The 25846-nt window shown below is 60.8% G+C and carries 22 protein-coding genes and 5 tRNA genes; 21 read left to right on the plus strand and 6 right to left on the minus strand.

Going from position 1 to position 25846, the window contains the following annotated elements:
- Positions 1–829: 829 nt before the first annotated feature.
- The 5 genes from LVD11_RS15130 to LVD11_RS15150 form a co-directional block, all read right to left on the minus strand.
- Positions 830–1930, minus strand: coding sequence for a hypothetical protein (locus tag LVD11_RS15130; RefSeq protein WP_237060383.1), 1101 nt, complete (start codon positions 1928–1930; stop codon positions 830–832).
- Positions 1930–2634 carry an OmpA/MotB family protein gene (locus tag LVD11_RS15135; protein WP_237060385.1) on the minus strand — a complete coding sequence of 235 codons (705 nt, stop codon included), beginning with the start codon at positions 2632–2634 and terminating at the stop codon, positions 1930–1932. The genes LVD11_RS15130 and LVD11_RS15135 overlap by 1 nt, the downstream gene beginning before the upstream one ends.
- On the minus strand, positions 2624–3955 hold the full coding sequence (locus tag LVD11_RS15140; RefSeq protein ID WP_237060387.1) for a MotA/TolQ/ExbB proton channel family protein: 1332 nt from the start codon (positions 3953–3955) through the stop codon (positions 2624–2626). The genes LVD11_RS15135 and LVD11_RS15140 overlap by 11 nt, the downstream gene beginning before the upstream one ends.
- Complete coding sequence (locus tag LVD11_RS15145) at positions 3948–5180, minus strand: hypothetical protein (RefSeq protein WP_237060390.1); 1233 nt, start codon at positions 5178–5180, stop codon at positions 3948–3950. Before LVD11_RS15145 ends, LVD11_RS15140 begins: the two co-directional genes overlap by 8 nt.
- An 80-nt stretch (positions 5181–5260) precedes the next feature.
- Complete coding sequence (locus tag LVD11_RS15150; RefSeq protein ID WP_237060392.1) at positions 5261–5902, minus strand: bactofilin family protein; 642 nt, start codon at positions 5900–5902, stop codon at positions 5261–5263.
- Positions 5903–6346: 444 nt separating this feature from the next.
- On the opposite strand from LVD11_RS15150, the gene LVD11_RS15155 reads away from it, so the two are divergent.
- Positions 6347–7249 (plus strand): aldo/keto reductase, encoded by a 903-nt coding sequence (locus tag LVD11_RS15155; protein ID WP_237060394.1) that lies wholly within the window; start codon positions 6347–6349, stop codon positions 7247–7249.
- A gap of 65 nt (positions 7250–7314) precedes the next feature.
- Here LVD11_RS15155 and LVD11_RS15160 read toward each other — a convergent pair whose 3' ends face one another.
- Complete coding sequence (locus LVD11_RS15160) at positions 7315–8268, minus strand: hypothetical protein (protein WP_237060396.1); 954 nt, start codon at positions 8266–8268, stop codon at positions 7315–7317.
- Positions 8269–8418: 150 nt separating this feature from the next.
- Between LVD11_RS15160 and LVD11_RS15165 the strand changes: the two genes are divergently transcribed.
- The 20 genes from LVD11_RS15165 to rpoB all read left to right on the plus strand — a co-directional run bounded on the left by LVD11_RS15165 (position 8419) and on the right by rpoB (position 25757).
- Positions 8419–9888, plus strand: coding sequence for an alpha/beta fold hydrolase (locus LVD11_RS15165; RefSeq protein WP_237060398.1), 1470 nt, complete (start codon positions 8419–8421; stop codon positions 9886–9888).
- A complete protein-coding gene (locus tag LVD11_RS15170) occupies positions 9885–10634 on the plus strand; it encodes an ABC transporter ATP-binding protein (protein ID WP_237060400.1) in 750 nt (249 codons plus the stop codon). The genes LVD11_RS15165 and LVD11_RS15170 overlap by 4 nt, the downstream gene beginning before the upstream one ends.
- The gene (locus LVD11_RS15175) at positions 10631–11821 is read left to right on the plus strand and encodes an ABC transporter permease (protein WP_237060401.1); all 1191 of its coding nucleotides are present in this window, start codon (positions 10631–10633) and stop codon (positions 11819–11821) included. Before LVD11_RS15170 ends, LVD11_RS15175 begins: the two co-directional genes overlap by 4 nt.
- Before the next feature lie 51 nt (positions 11822–11872).
- Positions 11873–12985: an alanine racemase gene (gene alr, locus LVD11_RS15180; RefSeq protein ID WP_237060402.1), complete on the plus strand. Its 1113-nt coding sequence runs from the start codon at positions 11873–11875 to the stop codon at positions 12983–12985.
- A gap of 2 nt (positions 12986–12987) precedes the next feature.
- Complete coding sequence (birA, locus tag LVD11_RS15185; protein WP_237060403.1) at positions 12988–13995, plus strand: bifunctional biotin--[acetyl-CoA-carboxylase] ligase/biotin operon repressor BirA; 1008 nt, start codon at positions 12988–12990, stop codon at positions 13993–13995.
- Positions 13992–14735 carry a type III pantothenate kinase gene (locus LVD11_RS15190; RefSeq protein ID WP_237060404.1) on the plus strand — a complete coding sequence of 248 codons (744 nt, stop codon included), beginning with the start codon at positions 13992–13994 and terminating at the stop codon, positions 14733–14735. Before birA ends, LVD11_RS15190 begins: the two co-directional genes overlap by 4 nt.
- A 170-nt stretch (positions 14736–14905) precedes the next feature.
- Positions 14906–15523 (plus strand): hypothetical protein, encoded by a 618-nt coding sequence (locus tag LVD11_RS15195; protein ID WP_237060405.1) that lies wholly within the window; start codon positions 14906–14908, stop codon positions 15521–15523.
- Positions 15524–15656: 133 nt separating this feature from the next.
- Positions 15657–15732, plus strand: a tRNA-Thr gene (locus LVD11_RS15200).
- 111 nt (positions 15733–15843) lie between these two features.
- Positions 15844–15927, plus strand: a tRNA-Tyr gene (locus tag LVD11_RS15205).
- An 80-nt stretch (positions 15928–16007) separates the two neighbouring features.
- Positions 16008–16081, plus strand: a tRNA-Gly gene (locus LVD11_RS15210).
- An 85-nt stretch (positions 16082–16166) separates the two neighbouring features.
- Positions 16167–16241, plus strand: a tRNA-Thr gene (locus tag LVD11_RS15215).
- Between the two features lie 121 nt (positions 16242–16362).
- Entirely contained in the window at positions 16363–17556 is a 1194-nt protein-coding gene (gene tuf / locus LVD11_RS15220; protein ID WP_232940878.1) for an elongation factor Tu, read from the plus strand.
- 129 nt (positions 17557–17685) lie between these two features.
- Positions 17686–17761: transfer RNA gene (locus LVD11_RS15225), tRNA-Trp, on the plus strand.
- Positions 17762–17856: 95 nt separating this feature from the next.
- Entirely contained in the window at positions 17857–18225 is a 369-nt protein-coding gene (gene secE, locus LVD11_RS15230; RefSeq protein WP_237060406.1) for a preprotein translocase subunit SecE, read from the plus strand.
- Between the two features lie 10 nt (positions 18226–18235).
- Positions 18236–18769 carry a transcription termination/antitermination protein NusG gene (gene nusG / locus LVD11_RS15235; protein ID WP_237060407.1) on the plus strand — a complete coding sequence of 178 codons (534 nt, stop codon included), beginning with the start codon at positions 18236–18238 and terminating at the stop codon, positions 18767–18769.
- 171 nt (positions 18770–18940) lie between these two features.
- Positions 18941–19372: a 50S ribosomal protein L11 gene (gene rplK / locus LVD11_RS15240; protein ID WP_237060408.1), complete on the plus strand. Its 432-nt coding sequence runs from the start codon at positions 18941–18943 to the stop codon at positions 19370–19372.
- A gap of 1 nt (position 19373) precedes the next feature.
- Positions 19374–20072, plus strand: a complete 699-nt coding sequence (gene rplA, locus LVD11_RS15245) for a 50S ribosomal protein L1 (RefSeq protein WP_237060409.1) — start codon at positions 19374–19376, stop codon at positions 20070–20072.
- 322 nt (positions 20073–20394) lie between these two features.
- Complete coding sequence (rplJ, locus tag LVD11_RS15250) at positions 20395–20889, plus strand: 50S ribosomal protein L10 (RefSeq protein WP_237060410.1); 495 nt, start codon at positions 20395–20397, stop codon at positions 20887–20889.
- Positions 20890–20966: 77 nt separating this feature from the next.
- Positions 20967–21338 carry a 50S ribosomal protein L7/L12 gene (gene rplL / locus LVD11_RS15255; RefSeq protein ID WP_237060411.1) on the plus strand — a complete coding sequence of 124 codons (372 nt, stop codon included), beginning with the start codon at positions 20967–20969 and terminating at the stop codon, positions 21336–21338.
- Between the two features lie 345 nt (positions 21339–21683).
- Positions 21684–25757 (plus strand): DNA-directed RNA polymerase subunit beta, encoded by a 4074-nt coding sequence (gene rpoB, locus LVD11_RS15260; RefSeq protein WP_237060412.1) that lies wholly within the window; start codon positions 21684–21686, stop codon positions 25755–25757.
- The last annotated feature ends 89 nt before the right edge of the window (positions 25758–25846 follow it).

Genomic DNA, 25846 nt, shown 5'->3' on the forward strand with positions numbered 1-25846 from the left:
AGTGGACGGGAGAGCGTGCCAGGACGCCGCTGCCCATAGCTTATTCACAGGTCTATCCAGTCCTTCTGTTGGTAACCTGGAGTCACTGAATAGCCCCCCCGGATGTTGATTCCCGCCGCAGATAACCGGGCCACGATTCTGGTCCCTCTCGGATTCCTGGATGGCTATCTGGTTGGGCGCTGTCTCGACAGCGACGTCCCGGCCAGTCTGACCTTGCAAGACAGAGTCGAGGAGGACGGAAACACAGCTTGAGCCTAAACCTGCATTGTTGTTGTGACTTTACCTGCGGGGAATGGGGCCGGGGGCGCCGTGGTATGCCGTCGGCAATGCTGCTGGGGAAAAGGCGAAAACCAGGTGCACGGCCTTGGACGCTGTATCGGGCCAACAGGCCAGGTTGATACGTGAGTCCCGGTAGGAAATAGCACAATGGTTAATGTATCCGCCGCAAGGCCATGGTGAGCAAGCGGACAAACGCTTCATTTTTGTACGTCTCGCTGCCGGCGGCTGAGCTGGTTGCCCGGACACCGATATCCCCGGAGTATCCACAGGATTGTCCAGTTTTTCTGTGTATTATCCAGCGGCGCTATCAAGCTTGAAATGTATCGGAACTCACTGATTTTTCGGGTGTTTTTTTAAGCGCATGGAGGCGAATGGCGGCGTCTCTGCCATGGCAGAGGTAATCCAGTTGTTATCCACAGTTTTTTCCAGAGAATCTGTGAATGGAACGATCATTGGTTTTGAAAAAAGACGCTTCACCGCCAGTGCTTACCAGGTCAGAAAAGATAGTGTCCGGGCCGTCGCAACCTGGTGAGCGGGACTATAGTCCCGCTCAGGAATCCTTGAGGCCGAATTCCCGCAGGATCTCTCTTCTGGTCCACAGCGACCAGCCGGAAGGTGGTTCCCCGGTACTGGCGCCATCGGGGAGTATGCCGCGTTGTTGCCCCGGCCAGGCGAGTACGGCAGGTTGTCGTGCCGAGTCGAACTGGTAGAACAGTTCTGGTGGCGGTAAGAGATCTTCCAGTCCCCGGAGTAGTGGCAGCCATGTGAGAGGCAGAATCGCCTCGGCCAGTTTCCAGGAGCTTTCCATCTTGCCACTGTAAGACGCCGCGAAATAATTGAAGCGTTGGCGTGCAGCTGAAAGTGCAGAGGCATCGTCAATATGGAGGCAGCCGGGCGCCTCCCGCATTGCACAGGGAATGCAGGTTCCCGGGGCCAGGGAAAGCTCGGCTGCGATTGTCTCAGGGAGTCTCCAGCCTGCGCCTTCGGGCGCGCAACCGCAGCTGGGGCAGGCGCTGGCTTCTGCTGGTCCAGGCTGTACAGCTTCGTCGAAGGGGGCAGGGCGTTCGCCGGGCTTCCAGAAAAGCGGCTTGTCGCTGAAGTATTGGTGGGAAAAGCGTTGTACATGGCTGACGAAATCGAAGTGCTGCTCGATAAGCTGGCGTTCCGTGCGCCCGGCACGACGGTAGTTGTCATGATTCAGCGTCGTAAGGCAGGACTGGCAGAGCATCAGTGAGTCGTCCGGGAATGCGGCTCGTATGCTGCCGAGGTCCGTGCCCACCCAGGCACTTCGTCCCCCTGAATCCAGCGCGCTACAACACGACAGCAGGTGTACCCGTTGCCAGAAGTCCTGCCTTCGCGTCACATCTTCGACTTCCGGCACCTCAACGCCAAATACCATTACCGGATGCCCGCGGTAGAGCCAGCCGATCGTCCGGTCCTCCAGCTCCGCAAGCGAGAGCTGTACACCTTGCATCAACTGCCCGGCCATCGCGTCAGTGCACAGGCTCTCGCCCTCGTATGCCGTCACTGTGCTGTAGTCTTTTCCCTGCAGGGGGTTCGCTGCAGTTGACGCCTCGACGGATTCCCCGTCCGTTTCGATTCTTTTACCGGCCTGGCGCAGGTTTGCGAGGGCCCGTTTCCACATGGCCACTACAATGCCTCCTCGAGGATCTGGTGGATATGTGACTCGGAATCCGTAATGACCCTGAACGCCACGCGCCGGGATTTCTCGGCATCCTCCCGTCCATCCGGGTGCAATACAGGCCTGGCCGATGAATATCCCACCGCAGCAACCATGGCACGCATGGAAGCAGCTTCTTCAGCGGGTACCAAGGTGTGGACAAAGTGCAGTACTGCGCGCGAGCGTTCCTGGGACAATGCCAGGTTATTGAAGTAATTGGTTTGCGCACCCGTATCACCGCCCCATTCTGAGCTTGTATGACCCTCAATATGAATCGCACTGATGGAGTCCATATAAGGTTTCAGTGCGCGGATATACCGTGGAAAGAATGAGCGCATCACTTTGGTGGCGGCGGTGTTCATTTCTGAGGCACCGGCCTGGAACATCGCATCGGAGTTGTTAAAAGCGATGGCCAGTTTTTCCTTGTCAATGGTGGCGCCCCAGCGGGGGAGGTCATTCTCGAACTCGTCATGGAGGGCATGGTAAATGGCCAGCTGGTTATCGCGATAATCCACCGCCAGGGCCCGGATTTTTTCCCGCTCCTCCATCACCGAGCGCATCATGACCACTGCAATACACAGGAATACCATCATCAAGCCGGCCATCAGGTCTGATAGGCTGACCCATTCGGAGTCCTCATTGCCGGCCTGCAGACCCAGCTGCTCAGGACGCATGCTCGACGTCCCGTTCCGGCCGCATTTCCACGATCCTCTGCATCTGTGCCACCAGCTGCCGGTAATCCCGGGTGAACTGGCCGCTGATGGTGGCCAGGGCTTCGCCCATTCCCGTGAAGACCATATCGAGCTCCTCCGATACCTTGCGATCGATATTCTCGTACTGGTGGCGCAACGCGATATCGGTGTTCTGAAGGTCGGTGCGTATAATCTGCGTCAGTGCGTCGAGCATCTCCCGGTGCGTCCCGGCCATCATCTGGGCCAGTTCCCGCATCGCGGTGCGGTGACTGCCTGCGCTCTCCTCGACCAGTTGCTGGAGCCTGTCCGGGTCCAGCAGGGACAACCTTTCAAACAGATTGGACAGTTTCTGGAAGTGCTCATTGACCTGCGAGGACTGGGCCGCGATGAGCTGGTGTGAACGATCGATGTTTTCCGCAATTTCACTCTGGGAGCTGGCCAGTTGCCGGGCAAGGTTCTCGAGACGTGGCTGGATTTCGGGCGCCATCTCCGCAAGGGCGTGGGATGCCGCCTGCTGTGCGACCAGCAGACTGTTTGTCTGCTCCAGCTGCTCTCTCTGGCGGTCGAGGAGGCCGGTGAGTCCTGCCCCCAAATGTGGCAATTCCGCGAGCTTGTCGTGAAGCGCCAACAGCTTTTCCTGTTCTTCCGCGAGGCTGGCGAGCTGTTGCCCGCAGAGCTGGTCCCACTCATCTACCCGTTTTCCGTGGTCCCGGTACTCTTGCGCCAGTTCATCCAGGGCCGGTAGCAGACTCTCGAGCCGGTCGGAAAACCGGGTCAGGTTGTCACCAAACTGTTGTTCCAGCCGTTCATTGAAACGGGCTACGATCTTCTCCAGCTCACCAACCATAGAGGCGCTGGCCGTCCGCGCAAGGGTGTCCAGGTTCTCCTGCAACTCGGTGCGCAGTCCCACCAGGTTGTCATTCAGGTCGTTGATTCCCACGGGTGAGGGACGATGCTGGCCCGGGATATGGATCATCCGCGTGATGACGCGGATAAACAGGGAGAGGGATAATCCCACCACACTGGTGATGAAGGCTGTTTTCAGGCCGTCCATCAGCACGGCGATACTGTTGTCGATATCTTCCAGGGAAAAATCGAACAGCCCGATAATAATACCGAAGAATGTACCGAGGATGCCCAGCGAGGTCATAACCCCCGGGGCGTGTTCGACGAAGTCCGGCGCCCTCCTAAACAGCCGGAAAACCATCGCGAGCACGGTCAGCACTAACATCAGGAGGATAAATGCCTCGGTGACCTGTGCCGGGGTCATCAGTGAAAAGAAGTGTTGCAGTAACTCAGACATGATCGTTGCCAGCCGTGTTCTGTAAAGTCAGTTCGTGATAGAGCGCTCCACCAGGGAGCTTGCCGTGTCCCTGCGCCACCAGGCTGAGATAGGGGAGTGCCTGCATGATTTCGGTAATACTGTTGAAGTTGCGTGGGCTTTCGCCACTGGCGGGAATATGGATTTTGCTCGAACCGTCTGCCTGGATCTCGAAAATTCCGGGGCGGGATGGCAGGGCTGCCTGCTTTAACACAACCAGGTGCAGCAGACCCCGGGGGCGCAGGCCGGAGACAAGCAGGCGGCTCAGGAATGCCACTTCATCCGCTGTGAAAAAGTTGATCAGGTCCCAGAGGAGAATAGCATCCAGGCCCTGCTCAGGCAGTACCTGTTGCAGAGCGGCTTCGGCAGCGTCCTGAAATGACCTGCCGCGCTCACGTTGCCAGCGAATTTGTGTAAACAGATCCTGTACGAAAAGCTCTCCCACTTGTTTTTGCAGCCCATCGATATTGCGGCCGCTTCTGGGACCGCAATCGAGCACGGTACTGAGGGGGGACTTTCGGGCTCTCTCCAGAACTTCCGAGAGGCCTGGTAGCCGGAGCGCCTCCGCCGGCCGTTGGCTGAAATAGGAGCTGACATCAGAGGCGCCGCCGGACTGGATGCGTGCCTGCGGCCGGGAATTGCCATATTCCAGCATATGCTCAATGACATCTTTGCGCATGCCTTCCCGTTGCAGGGTGGAATTGCGCAGGGTAAAGCGGCCCATGGCCTGCATCAGGGACAGGGTGGAGTAGCGATATGGGGAGAGTTCCGGCATACCGCCGTCAAAGCCGGTCTCGAAAGTAAAGTCGCCTACGTGCCGGAAGCTTGCGGGCTTTTCCGGCAGCCTCGTGCCGGTGTACATCATGGTATGGAAGATCGTCCCCGGCTTCAGGTTTGGCTCCAGCAGCTCAAGCAGGTGGCGCAGCAGTTCGGGTGGCAGGAAGTTGAGCAGGTCCCAGCACAGTACTACATCGAACTTGACCCTGCTGGGTTTCGGCACCAGGTGATCGGCAAGGGCATCCTTGCGATCCTGATCATTACCGTGCTCGGTAAAAAACTCAATCAGGTCCTCGATATAACAGGGGCAGTTGAGCTTAAGGAAGGCGTCTGTCGTTCCCGAGGACAGTGGCCCCAGATCGAGGATGTGACAGCCGGGCTGGACTATTTCCCCAGTTAACGCTGCCAACCCAAAAGAGTGATGCTGCATATGGCAGGTCCTGCATGGTCACGACAAAATCGCGCGTCAGTGTACGGATTTTGCCGCGCCGTGCTGTTAACCAGTTGAGGTTATTCCTCTTTTTCTTTCTGGTCGTCTTTCTTCTTGTCTTCCTTGGCTGAAGCCTTGGGCTGGGTAAAGCTCGGTGTGTCCGGGATTTTGCTGTCAAAGGAGGGAGCCGGTTTCCGGGCTGCCGGTTGCTTCGCGGCCTCGGCAGGTGGCAGGTTGGGGTGTACGAGCTTTTCCTTGAACTCCTTGTGTCGTTCTTTCATTTCGGAGTCAGTGTCAACCATGTCCATGGAGCCACGGAACTTACCGCCATCGTCAAGCTTGATGCGCGGTGCGATCAGGTTGCCTTTAACAGCTGCGGTACGGCGAATCTCGATCAGTTCATCGGCCAGGGCATCACCAGTCAGCTGGCCTTCCACCACGATGTTCTTCGCATGGATGTTGGCATTGAGTTCGCCGCCGGCGCCGACGGAGAGATCGTGCCCCTCCATGATCACGGTCCCCTCAATGGTGCCTTCGATATGCAGGTTCTCGGTACCTACCAGTTCGCCGCGGAACTTGATGTTTTTGCCGATTACCGACTGTTCTGTGTCACTTGCTGCGGCGCTGCCATAGCCGCCGCTGGCCTTGGGTTGTTCAATAATCCCGTCCATGAAGGACTTGGCGTTCTCGTCCTTGTTCTCGAGAATGTCGTCGATAGCCATGCTTTTTTCCTCCGCGTTATGCAGCTTGCATGGGCCCGTGCGGGAGCACGGGGAAGGCTGGGGTTTGATTTGTGCCCTGTTGCTGTGGGCTTTATTTTCTGGGCAGCAGTTTGCCGATCGATTCCGCCGACGATGCCAGTGGGTCGAGGAAGCTGCGTTCTGGAATACTAAAGTTGAATTAGCCGCCTAGCCAGAAACAAAGTACAACCTGGTTCTCAATTCTCGAAAGCGGTTGGAACAATTTGGTTTTCTGGCAGGACAAAGTGGTCCAGAGGGGAATTTTTGCCGGCGAAACCGGGTCCCGTGATCCGCGGCACCCTGGTGCCGGGGCATCTGAAAGCGAAGTCAGTTAGTGGTTACGTCGATAGTGCCTGCGGGATTGGCTTGCTCGTCCAGTGGGCTTACTGCAGAATCGACCGTCCACTCACGAGCGTGTACCGAGCAATGCAGCGAGTCCAATCCCCCCTGGATAACAACTTTTCCATGTCGCGCCTGGCCATGGGCCTGTGGCGGTTGGTCGACTGGGACTATGCCCCGCAGCAGCTTGTAGCCCTGACCGAGAGCCTGCTGGAACTCGGGGTAACCACATTCGACCTGGCTGATATTTACGGGGATTATCGTTGCGAGGCTCTCTATGGTGAGGCGCTGCGACTCGAGCCGGCCCTGCGGGGGGAGATGGAAATTGTCTCCAAGTGCGGAATCAAGCTGTGTGGATCGGACAACGATTTTCGCCTGAACCATTACGACAGCAGCGCCGCTCACGTGACAGCCTCTGTAGATTCCAGCCTAGCCAAGCTGGGGACAGACTACCTGGACCTGCTGTTACTGCACCGCCCGGATCCGCTGATGGATGCCGATTCGCTCGCGGCTGCCCTGCAGGGGCTGCTGGAAGCCGGCAAGGTGCGAGCGGTGGGTGTTTCTAATTTTCTCCCTCACCAGTTTGAGCTGTTGCAGTCGCGCCTGCAGGCACCGCTGGTGGTTAACCAGATTGAAGTATCGCCGCTGCACAGCCAGCCCATGTTTGACGGCCAGTTGGACTTTTGCCAGCGTCAGAATGTGGTGCCCATGGCCTGGTCACCCTTTGCCGGCGGGGAACTGTTCACGGGAACCGGGGAGGCGGCACGGCGGGTGCAGGCCTGCCTGGAGGAGCTGGGTGCGGAGCTCGGCCTGGAGCCGCAGCAGGTCGCGCTGGCCTGGCTGATGCGGCACCCGAGCACCATGGTGCCGGTACTGGGCAGTGGGAAGATTGATCGGCTGAAATCGGCAGTGGCTGCTGCCAGTGTGGATTTACCGCTGGAAACCTGGTTCCAGCTGCTCCGCGCGGCCCGGGGGCGGGATGTCGATTGAAAACTGAATCCGGGAAGCTGTCGGGTGGGGTGGTATCGGCACAACACCCCACCGCAGGAGTATGCTCAGGCGCCGTCCCGGAAAAGGTTGTCGGGTACCAGTTCGTAACCCAGCCGGTCCAGGTTGAATTCTTCCAGCGGTGCCAGCTGGGCCGGAACGGAAAAGCGCTGCAGCGGTGCACCGTCACTCCAGTCCATCACCAGCAGGTCTTCATCCTGGATACCGTGTAACAGGCTGCCGGCATCGGCCTCTTTCAGGATCCTGTCGTAATCGATCTGCTCGCCGAGTCGGATAAAGCGATATTCCTCTCCGGCCCGCTCAATCCGCAGCCATGCCTCACCACTTTGCCTGCCGGGCTCCCCGAGAATCAGCGGGCCGTGCTGGTCCGACCCCAGGACCGCCAGATTGTTGCCGCTCCCGGAGTCCAGCAGCGTGCCCACCCAGACCCAGCCCGACAGTCCGATACGGCTGAGTTGCCACTCACTGAGCCAGACTGTCTGGTCTTCGTCGATACGAAATTCGCTGTATTCACGCTGTCCCACGCGGTTGTCGAAATGGATCTCTGCATCGGGGTTGTGCTTGCGGAAATTCTGCAGTTGCTGGGTCATCTCGTAGTTGACTTCCCAGTGTTTGCGCAGGCGCCACTGCATGGGATACGGCCCCCATTCCACGATGTACTCCTCTCGTTCGCGGATAGTCTCAGCCACCCGCCAGAAGGCGCCGTCGATCAATATACACTTGTCGCCAGGGCGACTGCCTGGCGCGATCATGCTGTTTTCTTCAGAGGCTTCTGACGCATTCACCACGTGCTGGCCGCGCCCCTCAATGACCTCGTACCATGGGAACCCGTGGCGCAGCGGCGGCGGGAATGCCAGTGGGGGACGGCCGGCCAGCAGGCGACGAAACAGGACCGATTTCTCGATTTCGCCGTCAGAGAGGGTATATCCCTCTTTATGGCTTACCTGTCCCCACGCGAATGCCGCGCGTATTAATTGTTTTTCTCGATCTGAAAAGCTCATTGGAAATACGCGGAACCCTGATTGAGCCGTAACCATAACACCGGCCAGAGGGGGACGCCACGATTGCCGGGCCGCGGGAAAACGACACCCGTAGGCAAATTTGGGTAGACTGAAGCGCGATCTCGCCGTATCGATCAAGGAGATTTCAGTTTGGCAAGGACACGACAGATTTTTACCTGGCTCGCCGCGCTGTTCGCGGGGTTGTGCTCCGCCGCCCACGTAGTGGCTGGGGGGGCGGCTGCAGAGACCTGTTACCTGGATGGCTGGGGCAACCCGCTGCACTGTTACCGCCTGCCCGTCGAGGGAAAACCGGAGACGCCGCGACTTGCGGTGATGGTTGCGCCTGCAGTCCACGACAGCGGCGAGGAGCCACTATACCTGCTCGCCGGCGGGCCCGGGCAGGCCGCCAGTGATCTCGCGCCACTCCTGAACGCGTTCAAACCAATTAACCGGGAGCGCGATATCGTCATGGTGGATCGTCGTGGTTCCGGGCGGTCGGGCGCTTTCCACTGTGGGATCGAGGACCAGCTCTCCCTGGACCTGGATGTGTTTGCCCGCAAGCTCGCCCGCTGTTACCTGCAGCGGCCCGAGTTTGCCGAGTCGCTGAGTAGTCGCCAGACCGTCGAGGACCTGGAGATGGTGCGCCTGCGGCTGGGGCATGAGCAGATCGCACTCTGGGGAGGATCCTGGGGTACCCGTACGGCCCTTCTTTACCAGCAGTGGTATCCGGAGTCGGTATCGGAGCTGGTGCTGGATGCCGTCGCACCGATCGACACCAAGGTCTTTCTCACCGCCCGGGCTGCCGAGGAGGCGCTACGGACACTGGAGCGGGACTGCGCGAGCGATCCGGCGTGTGCACGCCTGGGGGATTGGCGCGGGCGGCTCGACGAGATGCTGGATAACTGGGACGCCGGTCGGGCCCCGGTCCTGCCCGATCCCCTCACTGGCAAGCTTTCGGGAGAGCCAATGGCTCGCTGGGAGTTCGCCAACGCCATTCGCACGGTGCTATATGACCCCGGCGCGGCGGCCCAGCTGCCCTACGCCATTACCCAGGCGCATCAGGGCAACCTGCAGCCCCTGGCGGGCCTGTCAGGGCTCTTCCTGCAGGCTGCAGAGTCGATGTCCATGGGGCTGACCTTTTCGGTGGCCTGCGCCGAGGAGCTGAACCGTATCAGTGCGGCGGAGGTTGCCGCCGACAGCCGTGGTACATTCCTGGGTACAGCCTTTTTCGACCTGTTCAAGCATGGCTGTCGCGGGTGGCCGGTCAAGGAGAAGCCGTACTCCACGCCGGAGCCCCGGGAGCACCCGGTACTGTTGATCTCCGGTGAGGCGGACCCGATTACCCCGCCGCGTTACGCAGAGGTGGAGCTGGGTTATCTCGCAAACAGGCAGCACCTCATCGTTGCCAGTGGTGGCCATATCAATTCCGCCAGGGGCTGTATCCCAGGCCTGATTGCCAGTTTCCTGGCGGATCCCGCGGAAGCGCTCGATACCACCTGCTCAGGGCAGATTGGGCGACCACCGTTTATGGTGGCGGATTACGGGCCCGATATCGGCGGTGTCTCCCCGCAGGATGTGGAAGCAGTTGGCAAGGTATCCGGAAAGGAGGCGGGGCAATGATCGAAGTAGATGCCATCAGCAAGGAGTTCGCCGGTCGGCCGGTACTGCGAGATCTCGATTTCCGCGTGCCCGATGGTCGTATCACAGCCCTGTTGGGAGCTAATGGTGCCGGCAAGACCAGTTGCCTGCGTATTATTGCCGGCCTGCTGCGACCTGATGCTGGCACTGTGCGGGTGGGGGGGATAGATGTTGCCCGTGACCCGTTGGGGGTGCGGCGACAGCTGGGGGTCGTGGGGGATCGCGAGGGGCTCTATGAGCGACTGACGGTAGAGGAGTACCTGACCCTTTTTGCGCGTATCCAGGGTATTACCGGAACCGCCCTGAGACAGTCGCTCGATGATGTGCGCCGGGAGCTGGAGCTGGAACCGTTATGGAAGCGGCGGACACGTGGCTTCTCCCAGGGCGAGCGGATGAAGGTCTCCCTGGCGCGGGCACTGGTGCACCGGCCGCAGCACCTGATCCTTGACGAACCCACCCGCGGGCTGGATGTGCTCGCGGCGCGGCTGTTGCGCCGGACCCTGCTGCGGTTGCGGGATGCGGGAACCACTATCCTGTTCTCAAGCCACGTCATGTCCGAGGTGCTGGAGCTGTCAGACACCGTGTTGGTCATGGCTGCCGGGCGTGTTGTCGGGAGCGGCGCGCCGCAGGCCTTGATGCGGGAGGCTGGCTGTTCGAACCTCGAGGACACCTTTGTCGCCCTGGCCTATGGGGAGCGACGGGTGCAGGGCGGGGGGGTGCCGGCATGAACAGGCTTGCGAGCATCCTGCGTGGCCCTGGGGGCGCGCTGTTGTACAAGGAGTTCCTCGAGGCATGGCGAGACCGGCGCGCTCTGTGGATGGCGATCTGCTTCTCCCTGATGTTTCCTGTCATGCTGGCGGCGGGCAGTGTCTTCATGCTCAAGAAGCACACCGAGGAGGATACGCGTCTCGCTCTGCTCGGGGCGGCACATGCGCCCCTGCTGGAGGATCGACTGAGGGGTGGCAGCCTGAAAGTCGACGCCCTGGATGGTGGGGATCCCGCGGCATTGCTGGCGGGGGATTACGATATTGTTCTGTCGGTGCAGGACGGGTTTGCCGAGGGTTACCGCAATTTTGAGGCGCCGCCTCTCTATCTTTATATAGACAGCTCGTCGTCTGCGGCCGTGCGGGCGCAGAGACACCTGCAGGAGCGGCTGGGAGTGTTCCGGCAACTTGTGGTACAGCAGCGTGTTATCGCCCGCGGGGTGGCGCCGCAGCTGTTGGCGCCCTGGCACCTGGAGGTGCGGGATGTCAGTACGCCGTCACGCCGCGGCGCCATGCTGCTGGCAATGGTCCCGGGCCTGCTGATCCTGACGTTGTTTGTCGCCAGCCTGGCGACATCCGTCGACACCTCGGCTGGTGAGCGGGAACGGCTCAGCCTTGAAACCCTGTTGTTGCAGCCGCTTCCAGCCTGGCAGGTGATCCTGGCCAAAACCCTGGCGGTTGCCAGTATGGGCTGGGCCGGTGCGCTGCTCGCGCTGGTGGCACTGGTCTCGTTGATGCCCCTGATGCCCCTGGCGGAGCTGGGCATACAGCAGGCCACGACGGCCAGCGGAGTGCTGACCATGGGGCTGCTATTGCTGCCCCTTGCCCTGCTGGTGGCGGTAGTGCAGATTCTGCTGGCGCTGCGTTCCCGTTCCTTCAAGGATGCGCAGACCCAGCTCAGTATCCTGCAGGTAGCACCCGTGGTGTTGCTGATGATGCTGGATATGTCGCGGGCCGAACTCGGCGGTTTTCTGTGGCAGCTGGTGCCGCTGGTTGGCCAGCAGCAGTGGCTCAAGGCCCTGTTGGTGGGCGAGACAGTGCCGCTGATGACACTGTTGGCCGGTTCTGGCGCAACACTGCTGCTGGTGGCCGTGGCCATTCGTTTCGGGGCCACGGCGCTGCAGCGGGAATCCCTGCTCAGTGCGGCGTAGCTTTGGACGCCTGGGGCAGTAGAGTAGCTGCGAGGACAGATGAGGTAATCGATGACAAGCACACATGACGGGCTGCTCACAGTGAACCTGCAGGCCGCTGGCGATAATTTCCTCGCGCTCGAGCGTCGGTTGCGCCCGGGCAGCCGCTGCGGTGCGGTGGTCAAGGCGGACGCTTATGGCTTGGGGGTGAATGAACTGGCGCCGGCTTTCTACCGCCGCGGCTGTCGGGACTTTTTTGTCGCTACCCTCGATGAGGGGCTCGAACTGCGCGATATCCTCGATGAGGATGCCCGGGTTTTTGTCCTGACCGGCGTGCGCCCCGGCCGCGAGCTGGAATGTATACGTGCCGGGCTGATTCCCAACCTGTTCACCCTGCAGCAGGTCCGCGCGTGGAGGAACGCCCGCGAAGCCGCCGGTAGTCCGGCTCCCTGCGCGCTGAAGATCGACTCCGGCATGACCAGGCTGGGGATGACCGAGGAAGAGTTCGGGGAGTTGTTACGCGACCCCGGGCTTCTGCAGGATGCGGACATCCGGGTGCTGATGAGCCACCTCGCCTGTGCCGAGGACCCCGGGCACCCGCATAATCGCCGCCAGCTTGAGGCGTTTGGGCGCGCTGGTGCCCGGCTGCGGGAGCGCCTGCCCGAGGTCCAGTTGAGCCTGGCCAACTCTTCCGGTATCCACCTGGATGAGGCGTATCACTTCGATATCGCGCGACCTGGTTCGGCATTGTATGGCGTCAACCCGCAGCCGGCGGGGGAGAACCCCATGCGTGCCGTAGTGACCCTCAGCCTGCCAGTGGTGCAGCAGCGCCATGTGGCGCAGGACAGCTGGGTGGGTTACGGGGCTACCCAGCGGGCGCCCGCCGGCAGCTGGCTGGCGGTAGCGCGGGGAGGCTACGCCGATGGCATTATCCGGGCGCAGGGCGGCCGGGGTTGTGGTTGGGCCTTTGGTCGCCGCCTGCCTATGATCGGCAGGGTGTCCATGGATTCCACGGTATTTGATATCAGCGCCCTGGCACCGGCCGAGCGCAGCGGACTGGGGCATATCGAGGTGTTGAACGAGGTGGTTACGGTCGATGAGGTGGCGGAATACGCCGGCACCATCGGTTACGAAATCCTCACCAGTCTCGGCCACCGCTACACGCGCCGCTATACGGGGAGTTGAATGTGACCACTGCCGAGAGGAAGAGTCCGCTGGACCAGTTGCGTCCGGTACTCGAACTGCTTGCTGACGGGCAGGTGCACTCGGGCCAGGCGCTCGGCGCCGCCCTGGGGGTGAGTCGGGCCGCTGTCTGGAAGCAGCTGCAGAAGCTGGCGGATTACGGGCTGGAGCTGGAGTCTGTCAAGGGGCGCGGCTACCGGATCCCGGGGGGGCTGGACCTGCTGGATGCCGCACGACTTGGGCAGGCGCTCCATCCTGAGGCCAGCGGGCTGCTCAACAGACTGGTATTGCGGGATGAAGTGGACTCCACCAACGCCCGTGTCCTGGCCCTGCTGGAAGAGGGGGGTGGGCACGGAGTGGCCATGCTTGCCGAGCGCCAGACTGCGGGCCGCGGCCGGCGAGGCCGGCAGTGGATAAGCCCGTTCAGTGCCGGTGTGAGCCTGTCGGTGGGCTGGCAGTTCAGTGGTGGTGTGCAGTTGCTGGAGGGGCTCAGCCTGGCGGTGGGTGTGGCGCTGGCAGAAGCCCTGGAGGAATTTGCGGTGCCGGATGTGACCCTGAAGTGGCCTAATGATGTCTGGTGCCGGGGGCGCAAGCTGGCGGGTGTGCTGCTGGAACTTACCGGTGACCTGACCGATCGCTGTGGCGTGGTGGTGGGTGTTGGAATGAACGTGGGGCTGCCCCGGGCGCAGGCTGCCGCAATTGACCAGCCCTGGATCGATCTGCAGCAGGTGCAGCCCGGGATCGATCGCAACGCGCTGGCGGCTGCCATGCTCAGCCGACTGTTGCCCCTGCTGGCAGGCTATGGGGATCGCGGCTTTGCCGCCTATCGCGAGGCCTGGCAGTCCCGGGATGCCTTTGCCGGTCAACCAGTGGAGTTGCGGTCGGCCCATCAATCCTGGCACGGCATCGCCCGTGGGGTGGACGCCGCCGGTGCGCTGGTGCTCGAGCTCGAGGGCGGTAAGCTGCGCACGTTCCACGGTGGGGAGATTTCTCTGCGGGGGGCGCAGGGATGATTCTCGAGATTGATATCGGTAATACCCGGGGCAAGTGGCGCCTGGTGCAGCCTGAATCCGGCCACGCGACGGCGCGTGGCGTACTGGCCACTGATGACCTGGCCCGCGGCCGTGTGCCCGCCCAGTGGTCCAGCGCCGGCCCGCAACGGGTGCGGGTGGCCAATGTCGCGGGATCCCGGGTGGCCGGCTGGCTGGCTGCAGCCCTGCGCGAGTCGCTTTCACTGGAGCCGGAGTTCGCGCGGGTGGAGCGGCATTGCGCCGGGGTTACCTGCGGATATCGCGATACCGGGGCCCTGGGAGTCGACCGGTGGCTTGCGGTGCTGGCGGCGCATCGGCGGGATCCCTCGCCCGCACTGGTGGTGGACTGCGGTAGCGCCGTAACCCTCGACCTGCTCGGAGCTGGCGGACGGCACCTTGGGGGGTATATATTGCCCGGCCTGGAGCTGATGCGCCGGGCCCTCTCCGCCGATACCGATGCCGTCAAGGTGCCGGGCCAATTTGTCGAAGGGATGTCTCTGGCGCCGGGGGTCAATACCGTGGAAGCGGTGAATCGCGGTTTGCCGTTGATGGTGATGGGAGCCATCGAGCAGTCGCTCGCAGAGCTGCGCCGCAGTGAGGCTATCGAACCTCTGCTGTGGCTGACCGGAGGGGACGGTCAGCTCCTCGCCAGTCTGCTGGAGAGTGAGGCGGAGCTTGTCCCGGACCTGGTATTTGAGGGGCTCGCCCTCAGTAATCCCTGAACAACCAGGGCTCCTGAACACAACTATGCGACTTTCGCCTGTATTTGGAAATTGACGCTATGCGCTGGATTGTCCTTGTGCTTTTTATCGCCAATATAGGGCTGTTTGCCTGGTTTCAGACTGGGGGGCGGGGGTCCGCGACGCCCGCTGCGCAGGTGGCCCCGGCGCCTGTGGCTGAATCTGGCAGCTCCATCCGGCTGTTGAGCGAAATCGACCCGGGTGAGCTCCAATCCCGTGGCGACCCTGTCCCGGCGTCACCGGAACCGGCCCGCGACATTGAGGACAACAGTGATGCTGCGGCGGGGCCCGGCGAGGTCTGTACCCTGGTGGGCCCGTTTGAAGAGAGCTTCCAGGGGGAGGACGTTATTCAGCGTTTGCGCGCCCTGCAGGTGCAGGCCGAGTTGCGCGACGTTGAGGTTGAAGGGCAGATGCGCTACTGGGTGTACCTGGAGCCCCTCGGGTCCCGTCGGGAAGCCTTCAACAAACTGCGGGAGCTGCAGGCTGCCGGTGTCGACAGCTATGTCATCCCCAAGGGCTCGCTGACCCATGGCATCTCGTTCGGCATCTTTTCCGAGCCGGACCGGGCGAAGATCCTGCAAGAGGAGTTGCGTGCCGAGGGTATCGACGCGCAGATGCGCGAGGAGCCGCAGATGTATGCCGAGCAGTGGGTGGTCCTGGCGCCAGGGGCCGCGCAGGACCTGGCGGAGGATTTCTGGTCGCAGCTGCAGCTGGATTATCCCGGGCTGGACCGCCGCCAGAACCTCTGCGCGGAACTCGAGCCGGAGTAGGCCGGCTTGTATGCCGGCGGTGTTGCGGCGGAGGAAAAAACTCGCGCTCAAAACGGTTGCTTGTCGGCATAACATCCCCTAGAATCCCGCCTCCACTTACGGGGCAGAATGCTTCCCCGTAAGGAGAGACAGGGCTGGCGTAGCTCAGTTGGTAGAGCAGCTGACTTGTAATCAGCCGGTCGGGGGTTCGACTCCTCTCGCCAGCTCCATTTTGTCTCTCGTGCTGCTTCCACTTTAAGTTCCGCAGGTAAGTGTGTGAATTTAAAGAAAAAAGTGTTGACAGCACGGCGGTCGATGTAGACAATGCACGCCGCTTTCGAGCAGGGGTTCCCGAGTGGCCAAAGGGATCAGACTGTAAATCTGACGCGCAAGCTTCGGTGGTTCGAATCCACCCCCCTGCACCATATTCAGATGTCCCGGATTGCCGGGGCGTCGGAAGCGGAAGGTTGAAGGCCTTTTGCTTTGAGGTTCCTGCGCGGAGCGTGCGGGTATAGTTCAATGGTAGAACCTCAGCCTTCCAAGCTGATGATGCGGGTTCGATTCCCGCTACCCGCTCCATACTGATACCCCGGTATGGCGCAAAGGTGGGGGGTCGCAAGTGCGGCCGTCAAGCTGGTGAGATTCACCGGTTCAGGCAGTTTTGGCTCATGTAGCTCAGGGGTAGAGCACACCCTTGGTAAGGGTGAGGTCGGCGGTTCAAATCCGCCCATGAGCTCCATTATTACGGTGGCCGCGGGGGCAGGTGTCTCTGCGGCTATTTGTATCCGGGTTTTATGAGTCCGGGTGCTTCGGTTCTGACAAGTGGGTGTTTATACGTCCGCCCATACTAGGAGGCTGCAATGGGAAAAGAGAAGTTTGAGCGTTCGAAGCCCCACGTGAACGTGGGCACCATCGGTCACGTTGACCACGGTAAAACCACCCTGACTGCCGCGCTGACCCGCGTTTGTGCAGAAGTATGGGGCGGCGCCGCGGTAGAGTTCGCCGGTATCGACAATGCACCGGAAGAGCGTGAGCGCGGTATCACCATTGCTACCTCTCACGTTGAGTACGAGTCCCCGACCCGTCACTACGCGCACGTTGACTGCCCGGGCCACGCCGACTACGTGAAGAACATGATCACCGGTGCTGCCCAGATGGACGGCGCTATCCTGGTTTGCTCCGCTGCTGACGGCCCCATGCCGCAGACCCGCGAGCACATCCTGCTGTCCCGCCAGGTAGGTGTACCGTACATCGTGGTATTCCTGAACAAGGCTGACATGGTCGACGACGAAGAGCTGCTCGAGCTGGTTGAGATGGAAGTTCGCGAACTTCTGGACCAGTACGACTTCCCGGGTGACGACACCCCGATCATCGTCGGTTCCGCCCTGATGGCGCTGGAAGGCAAAGACGACAACGAGATGGGTACCACCGCTGTCAAGAAGCTGGTTGAGACCCTGGACGAGTACATTCCGGAGCCGGAGCGCGCTGTAGACCAGCCGTTCCTGATGCCGATCGAGGACGTATTCTCCATCTCCGGTCGCGGTACCGTGGTAACCGGTCGTGTCGAGCGTGGCGTACTGAAGACTGGCGACGAGATCGAAATCGTCGGCATGAAGGACACCACCAAGACCACCTGTACTGGTGTTGAGATGTTCCGCAAGCTGCTGGACGAAGGCCGTGCGGGTGAGAACATCGGCGCGCTGCTGCGTGGCACCAAGCGTGACGAGGTTGAGCGTGGTCAGGTCCTGGCGCAGCCGGGTTCCATTACTCCGCACACCAAGTTCGAGTCAGAAGTTTACGTTCTGTCCAAGGACGAAGGTGGTCGTCACACCCCGTTCTTCAAGGGCTACCGTCCGCAGTTCTACTTCCGTACCACCGATGTAACCGGTGACGTACAGCTGCCGGAAGGTACCGAGATGGTAATGCCGGGCGACAACGTACAGATGACTGTTACGCTGATCGCACCGATCGCCATGGAAGAAGGCCTGCGCTTCGCGATTCGTGAAGGTGGCCGTACCGTGGGTGCCGGCGTGGTATCCAAGATCATCGATTGATCGATGCGCGGGCGCGGTCACTGAAAGTCAGTGACCCGCTTTGCAAAAGAGGGGGAGGATGGTAATATCCGCCCCCTCATTTTTCGGTCTCTGGCGTGCAAATGCGCGACATTGACCGGAAGCTGTTCCAGGCCAGTGGCTCAATTGGTAGAGCATCGGTCTCCAAAACCGAGGGTTGGGGGTTCGAGTCCCTCCTGGCCTGCCAACTTTTCAAGCGCCCCATTCCTTTTGCCTGAGGGCGTTGCAGGTTCCGGTCCGCGAGGGTGGGGCTTGTTTTGTAAGCGCTAAGGGCTTCTTTGTATGAATGCTAAAGTAGAGGCGAAGACCTTTCGTCTTGATGGCCTAAAGTGGCTGCTGGTGGTGGCACTGATCGGTGCTGCCGTGGCGGGCAACTCCTACTACGCTGAATTCCCCCTGCTGTACCGCGTGTTGGCCATGGTCGCCATTTTCCTGGTGGCGGTGGTTGTGGCAGTGAATACCGCCAAGGGGCATGCGCTGTGGACGCTGCTGCGGGAAGCACAGACGGAGGTTCGTCGTGTGGTCTGGCCCTCTCGCCAGGAAGCGACACAGACAACCCTGATCGTGGTGGTGTTCGTGTTGATTATGGCGCTGATTCTCTGGGCGCTGGATTCTGCCCTGGGTTGGGCAGCCTCCAAGGTTATCGGCTAAAGGTTGACGCATGTCTAAACATTGGTACGTGGTTCAGGCTTACTCCGGGTACGAGAAGCGCGTTGCGTCTTCCCTGAAGGAGCGTATCGAGCTGCACGAGATGGATCACCTTTTTGGTGACGTCCTGGTGCCCACCGAGGAAGTGGTGGAGATGCGTGCAGGTCAGAAGCGCAAGAGTGAGCGCAAGTTCTTTCCCGGCTACGTACTTGTGGAGATGGAGCTGAACGACGACACGTGGCACCTGGTCAAGGAGACCCCGCGGGTTCTTGGCTTTATTGGTGGCAAGGCGGACCGTCCGGCGCCCATTACCGAACGCGAGGCCCAGGCGATCCTGAACCGGATCGATGACTCCGTCGACAAGCCCAAGCCCAAGACACTGTTTGAGCCGGGTGAGATGGTTCGGGTCATCGATGGTCCGTTTAACGACTTCAACGGTGTGGTTGAAGAGGTTAACTACGAGAAGAGTCGCCTGCGGGTAGCGGTGCTGATCTTCGGTCGCTCCACGCCGGTAGAGCTGGAGTTTGGTCAGGTCGAGAAGACCTGATCTGACAGGCAGTTTTTTTGCCCTCTTCCGCTGCTGGGTGGAAGGGGGTTTTCGCGTCCCTGAAAACCGTGACTGGTTAGTTGCTGTACAGGGGCACCCGGGGAGCCGGGCGTTGCGGCCATTGCGGTCGTACAGCGCAGGCGCTACCACCCAACAAGAGAGGAAGCTGTAATGGCTAAGAAAGTCGAAGCTTATATCAAGCTGCAAGTGCCTGCAGGCCAGGCCAACCCGAGTCCGCCCGTCGGCCCCGCGCTGGGTCAGCACGGTGTGAATATCATGGAGTTCTGTAAGGCGTTCAACGCGCAGACCCAGGGTATGGAGCAGGGCCTGCCGGTACCGGTCGTTATTTCCGTGTACAACGACCGTTCCTTCACCTTCATCATGAAGACCCCGCCGGCCTCCGTGCTGCTGCGCAAGGCTGCCGGTATCAAGAGCGGTTCCGGCCGTCCGAATACCGAGAAGGTGGGCAAGGTAACCCGCGCCCAGCTGGAAGAAATCGCCACTACCAAGATGCCCGACCTGAGTGCATCTGACATGGACGCAGCCGTGCGCACTATCGCCGGTTCCGCCCGTAGTGCCGGTATTGACGTGGAGGGCGTGTAACGTGGCAAAACTGAGCAAGCGTCAGCGCGCAATCGCTGAGAAAGTAGAAGCAGGCAAGGCCTACGGTATCGACGAGGCAGTCGCACTGCTGAAAGAGCTGTCCAATGTGAAGTTCGCCGAAACTGTGGACGCCTCCATCAACCTGGGCATCGACCCGCGCAAGTCCGACCAGGCTGTGCGTGGCGCCACCACCCTGCCGCATGGTACCGGTAAGGAAGTGCGTGTTGCTGTCTTCACCCAGGGCGCCAACGCCGATGCCGCCAAAGAGGCCGGTGCTGACCTGGTAGGCATGGACGAGCTGGCCGCCGACGTCAAGGCTGGCAAGATGGACTTCGACGTGGTGATCGCTTCCCCGGACGCCATGCGCGTGGTTGGCCAGCTGGGCCAGATCCTGGGTCCGCGTGGCCTGATGCCGAACCCGAAAACCGGCACCGTGACTCCGGACGTCGCTACTGCAGTGAAAAATGCCAAGGCCGGTCAGGTGCGTTTCCGCGCTGACAAGGGCGGTATCATCCACGGCGGTATCGGTAAGGTTGCCTTTGATGCCAAGGCCCTGAAAGAGAACCTGGAAGCGCTGATTGGTGACCTGAAAAAGGCCAAGCCGGCTTCTGCCAAGGGCGTTTACCTGAAGAAAGTCACCCTGAGCACCACCATGGGCCCGGGCCTGACTATTGACCAGGCGTCCCTGGACGTTAAATAACGCCCAGCTCCCCGCAGGGGGAGTCGGGCTGGCGGCTGCATCGTAAGCGTTGTGGCCGCTCCCGCAACAGCGGGAAACCGAACTTTGGGGTCCGCCGGAATGCTTCGGCAGGAAGGTGGGCCGTCAAAGACCGTAGGCGCAGTGGCTAGCTGGTTTGCAGTTATCCACCGCTTAATCAGGGCACGGTCCCGATGGGTCCGGTCCCAGCCTACGCAGACGGTGTTGCCCAAACCAGTATTTTTACTGGATTTGAGGTCTGAGCACCGGAGCGGATCGGGAATTGTATGTTCCCGGTCTATTTCACAAATCCAGGAGTGACACTATGGCTATTGGACTCGAAGACAAGAAAGCAATTGTCGCTGATGTCCAGCAGGCTGCTGAGGGTGCCCTGTCTGCGGTCGTTGCGGATTCCCGTGGCGTAGCCGTGAATGACATGACTGCCCTGCGCAAAGAGGCTCGCGAGAACGGCGTTTGGATGAAAGTCGTCCGCAATACTCTGGCGCGTCGCGCTCTGGCAGGTACCGAGTACGAATGTCTCCTCGAGAAATTCGTCGGTCCCAGTCTCATCGCTTTTTCCAATGAACACCCGGGTGCCGGTGCGCGCATCCTGACGGCGTTCGCAAAGGAAAACGACAAGCTGGAACTGAAAGGTGCTGCCTTCGAAGGCGCGGTCACCGACGTCGCAATGTTGGCAACTCTGCCGACTTACGACGAGGCGATCGCCAAGCTCATGAGCGTTATGAAAGAAGCATCTGCTGGCAAGCTGGTTCGCACTATTGCGGCCGTTCGCGACCAAAAAGAGCAGGAAGCTGCCTAATTCACTTCGCAGGGCGAAGTGGCAGTTTTCAACAAATTTCGAGCGGGTGACCGCTCAAGCAAATCAGGTACTGAATCATGTCTCTGACTAAAGAAGATATCATCAATGCTGTTGCCGAAATGTCTGTTAAGGACGTTGTCGAGCTGATCGAGGCAATGGAAGAGAAGTTCGGCGTTACCGCTGCTGCTGCTGTTGTAGCTGGCGGCGCTGCTGGCGGCGAAGCTGCTGCGGAAGAAAAGACCGAGTTCGACGTAATCCTGGCATCTGCCGGCGACAAGAAAGTGAACGTGATCAAGGCTGTTCGCGGCATCACTGGCCTGGGCCTGAAAGAAGCCAAGGCGCTGGTAGACGGCGCTCCGGCCCCGCTGAAGGAAGGCGCGACCAAGGAAGAGGCCGAAGAGGCCAAGGCGCAGCTGGAAGAGGCTGGCGCAACCGTAGAACTGAAGTAATTCGGTTATTGCGACTACCGCTGTCGGCCGCAACCCGCGGTCGCCAGCGGCAAGGCTGGTGGACTTTGTCCGCCGGCCTTTTTGCCGTTTTCGGCACAGAGGTTTTTCGGTGCGTACAGGCCATCGCGCCATTGCCGACAGCCTCGTCATTACGATACCGCAGTCTGAGCGCTGCCTGAAAGCGCTGAGACGGAGAGGTTTCTGAGCAGTGTAGCTGCCGCTGCATTGCTCAGAGGCTTCTCGCCCGGGCGGACCAGGCACTGCCACGCTCCCGTTTTACAGCTCGGGGAGTGTGGTGCCGGGGTTCCAATGAAGTCTTGTCACTGATCAAGCTGGGGAATATGAATGGCTTACTCATACACTGAGAAAAAACGTATCCGCAAGGATTTTGGCAAACTGCCAAAGGTCATGGATGTACCTTTCCTGCTTGCGATACAGCTGGATTCTTATCGCAAATTCACTCAGGCCGACTCGCGCCCCGATGACCGACTGGATGTCGGCCTGCAGGCAGCGTTCAAGTCCGTATTTCCGATTGTCAGCTATTCCGGCAATGCGGCACTCGAGTATGTCAGCTATACGCTGGGTAAGCCGGCGTTCGATGTCAAGGAATGTACCCTGCGTGGCATCACCTACGCATGCCCGCTGCGCGTGCGTGTACGCCTGATCATCTACGACAAGGAGTCTGCCAGCAAGTCCATCAAGGACATCAAGGAGCAGGAAGTCTACATGGGCGAGATCCCGCTCATGACCGAGAATGGTACCTTTGTAATTAACGGTACCGAGCGCGTGATCGTATCTCAGTTGCACCGTTCCCCGGGTGTGTTTTTCGATCACGACAAGGGCAAGACTCACTCTTCCGGCAAGCTGCTGTATGCCGCACGTGTGATCCCTTACCGCGGCTCCTGGCTGGACTTCGAGTTCGACCCTAAGGACCTGGTGTATGTGCGCATCGACCGTCGCCGCAAGCTTCCGGCGACCATCCTGCTGCGCGCCCTGGGCTATTCTTCCCAGGAAATGCTGGATATGTTCTTCGACACCAGCAAGTTTGAGCTGCACGAGGAAAACTGCAGCCTCGAGTTGATCCCCTCCCGCCTGCGCGGTGATGTTGCGTCCTTCGATATCAAGGACGGCAAGGGCAAGGTGATCGTCGAGGAAGGCCGCCGCATCACCCCGCGCCATATCCGCCAGCTGGAGAAGGCCGGTGTGGAGCGCCTCGAAGCGCCCCTGGAATACCTGCACGGCCGCGTGTTGGCGCACGACATTATTGATGAATCCACCGGTGAAGTGGCTGTTGAGTGTAATAGCGAGATCACCGAAGAGGTGATCGGCAAGCTGCGCGCCCTGGGCGTACAGAAATTCGAGACGCTGTACACCAACGACCTCGACTGTGGTCCGTTCATCTCCGATACCCTGCGCTCCGAGCCGTCGCGCACCCAGCTGGAAGCTCTGGTCGAGATCTACCGCATGATGCGCCCGGGCGAACCGCCCACCAAGGAATCTGCGGAGTCACTGTTCGAGAACCTCTTCTTCACCGATGAGCGTTACGACCTGTCCGCTGTCGGCCGCATGAAGTTCAACCGTCGCCTCGGCCGCGAGGACGAGACCGGTTCGGGTACCCTGAGCAAGGAAGACATCGTCGATGTGCTCAAGACCCTGATCGAGATCCGCAACGGCAACGGCATGGTGGACGATATTGACCACCTGGGTAACCGCCGTGTGCGTTCCGTGGGCGAAATGGCCGAAAACCAGTTCCGCGTGGGCCTGGTGCGTGTCGAGCGCGCGGTGAAAGAACGCCTGTCCATGGCCGAGAGCGAAGGCCTGATGCCGCAGGACCTGATCAATGCCAAGCCGGTGGCCGCTGCCGTCAAGGAATTCTTCGGTTCCTCGCAGCTGTCCCAGTTTATGGACCAGAACAACCCGCTGTCGGAAGTGACCCACAAGCGTCGCGTGTCCGCGCTTGGCCCGGGTGGCCTGACCCGTGAACGTGCCGGCTTCGAAGTGCGGGACGTACACCCGACCCACTACGGCCGTGTGTGCCCGATTGAGACGCCGGAAGGTCCGAACATCGGCCTGATCAACTCCCTGGCCACCTACGCCCGCGCCAACCACTACGGCTTCCTCGAGAGCCCGTACCGCAGGGTTGTCGACGGCCAGGTGACCGACGATATCGAATACCTTTCAGCGATCAACGAGGCCAACTACGTGATCGCCCAGGCGTCCGCTGCCGTGGACGACCAGGGCCGCTTTACCGATGACCTGGTGAGCGTGCGCCACCATAACGAGTTCAGCCTCAAGCCGCCGGCGGAGATCCAGTACATGGACGTGTCCGCGAAGCAGGTGGTGTCCGTGGCCGCGGCCATGATTCCGTTCCTAGAGCACGACGATGCCAACCGCGCCCTGATGGGCTCGAACATGCAGCGCCAGGCAGTTCCGACCCTGCGTGCCGACAAGCCGCTGGTTGGTACCGGGATGGAGCGCACCGTAGCGCGCGATTCCGGTGTGTGCGTGGTGGCCCGTCGCGGCGGCGTGATCGAGCGTGTTGATGCCAGTCGCGTTGTTGTTCGCGTACGTGACGAGGAAGTGGAAGCCGGTGATGCCGGTGTGGACCTGTACAGCCTGACCAAGTACACCCGCTCCAACCAGAACACCTGCATCAACCAGCGCCCGATCGTGAAGACCGGCGATGTGGTAGCCCGCGGCGACATCCTCGCGGACGGCCCGTCCGTCGACCTGGGTGAGCTGGCCCTGGGCCAGAACATGCGCATCGCGTTTATGCCCTGGAACGGCTACAACTTCGAGGACTCCATCCTCATCAGTGAGCGTGTGGTGCAGGAAGATCGCTTCACCACCATTCACATCCAGGAGCTGACCTGTATTGCCCGTGATACCAAACTGGGCAGCGAGGAAATCACCGCTGACATCCCCAATGTGGGCGAGTCCGCGCTGAACAAGCTGGATGAGTCCGGCATCGTCTACATCGGTGCGGAAGTCGGCGCCGGCGACATCCTGGTGGGTAAGGTGACGCCGAAGGGCGAAGCCCAGCTGACCCCGGAAGAGAAGCTGCTGCGTGCGATCTTCGGTGAGAAGGCGTCCGACGTGAAGGACACGTCCCTGCGTGCGCCGAGTGGTACCCGCGGTACCGTGATCGACGTGCAGGTGTTTACCCGCGACGGCCTGGAGAAAGACCAGCGCTCGATCGATATCGAGAAGGCCCAGCTGGACGAGGTGCGCAAGGACCTCAACGAGGAATATCGCATCGTCGAAGGCGCCACGTTCGAGCGCCTGGCATCCGCACTGGAAGGCCAGAAGGTCGCAGGCGGCAAGGGCGTCAAGAAAGGCGACGTGCTGACCGCCGAGAAACTGGCAGAGATGCCGCGCGAAGACTGGTTCAAGCTGCGCATGGCCGAAGAGAGCCTGAACGAGCAGCTCGAGAAGGCCGAGGCGCAGCTCAAGGATCGCCGCAAGCTGCTGGACGAAGCCTTCGAGGACAAGAAGAAGAAACTGGAATCCGGCGACGACCTGGCGCCGGGCGTGCTGAAGATCGTCAAGGTTTACCTGGCGATCAAGCGCCGCATCCAGCCGGGCGACAAGATGGCCGGTCGCCACGGTAACAAGGGTGTGATCTCCGTGATCAAGCCGGTCGAGGACATGCCGTACGACGAGAACGGCGAGCCTGTCGACATCGTGCTGAACCCGCTGGGCGTACCGTCCCGTATGAACGTGGGGCAGGTGCTGGAGATGCACCTGGGTATGGCCGCCAAGGGCCTGGGCGTGAAGATTGATCGCATGCTCAAGGAGCAGCAGGAAGTCACCAAGGTGCGCGGCTTCCTGGAAGAGGTGTACAACTCCACCGGCGGTTACAAGGAGGAGCTGGACGAGCTGTCCGACGAGGAAGTGCTGGCCATGGCCAACAACCTCCGCGGTGGTGTGCCGATGGCTACGCCAGTCTTCGACGGTGCTGACGAGGGTGAGACCAAGAAGCTGCTGCGCCTGGCGGACCTGCCGGACTCCGGCCAGATCACCCTGTACGACGGCCGCACCGGTGACTCTTTCGAGCGCCCGGTAACCGTGGGCTATATGTACATGCTGAAGCTGAACCACCTGGTGGACGACAAGATGCACGCGCGTTCCACCGGTTCCTACAGCCTGGTTACCCAGCAGCCGCTGGGTGGTAAGGCACAGTTCGGTGGCCAGCGCTTCGGTGAGATGGAGGTGTGGGCACTGGAGGCATACGGTGCCGCCTATACCCTGCAGGAAATGCTCACGGTCAAGTCCGATGACGTGGAAGGCCGGACCAAGATGTACAAGAACATCGTGGATTCCGATCACCGCATGGAGCCGGGCATGCCCGAATCCTTCAACGTACTGGTCAAGGAAATCCGCTCGCTCGGCATGAATTTCGAGCTCGAGCACGAGTAAGACCGGTAACTGGTGTAGGCGCCTGGTAACAGGCGATCGCATATAGAGGCCGGTGTCCCGCGAGTGTGCGGGCGCCGGCTGGCCCGCCC

It is taken from the genome of Microbulbifer sediminum (genome assembly GCF_021729035.1).
GTDB classification, from domain to species: domain Bacteria; phylum Pseudomonadota; class Gammaproteobacteria; order Pseudomonadales; family Cellvibrionaceae; genus Microbulbifer; species Microbulbifer sediminum.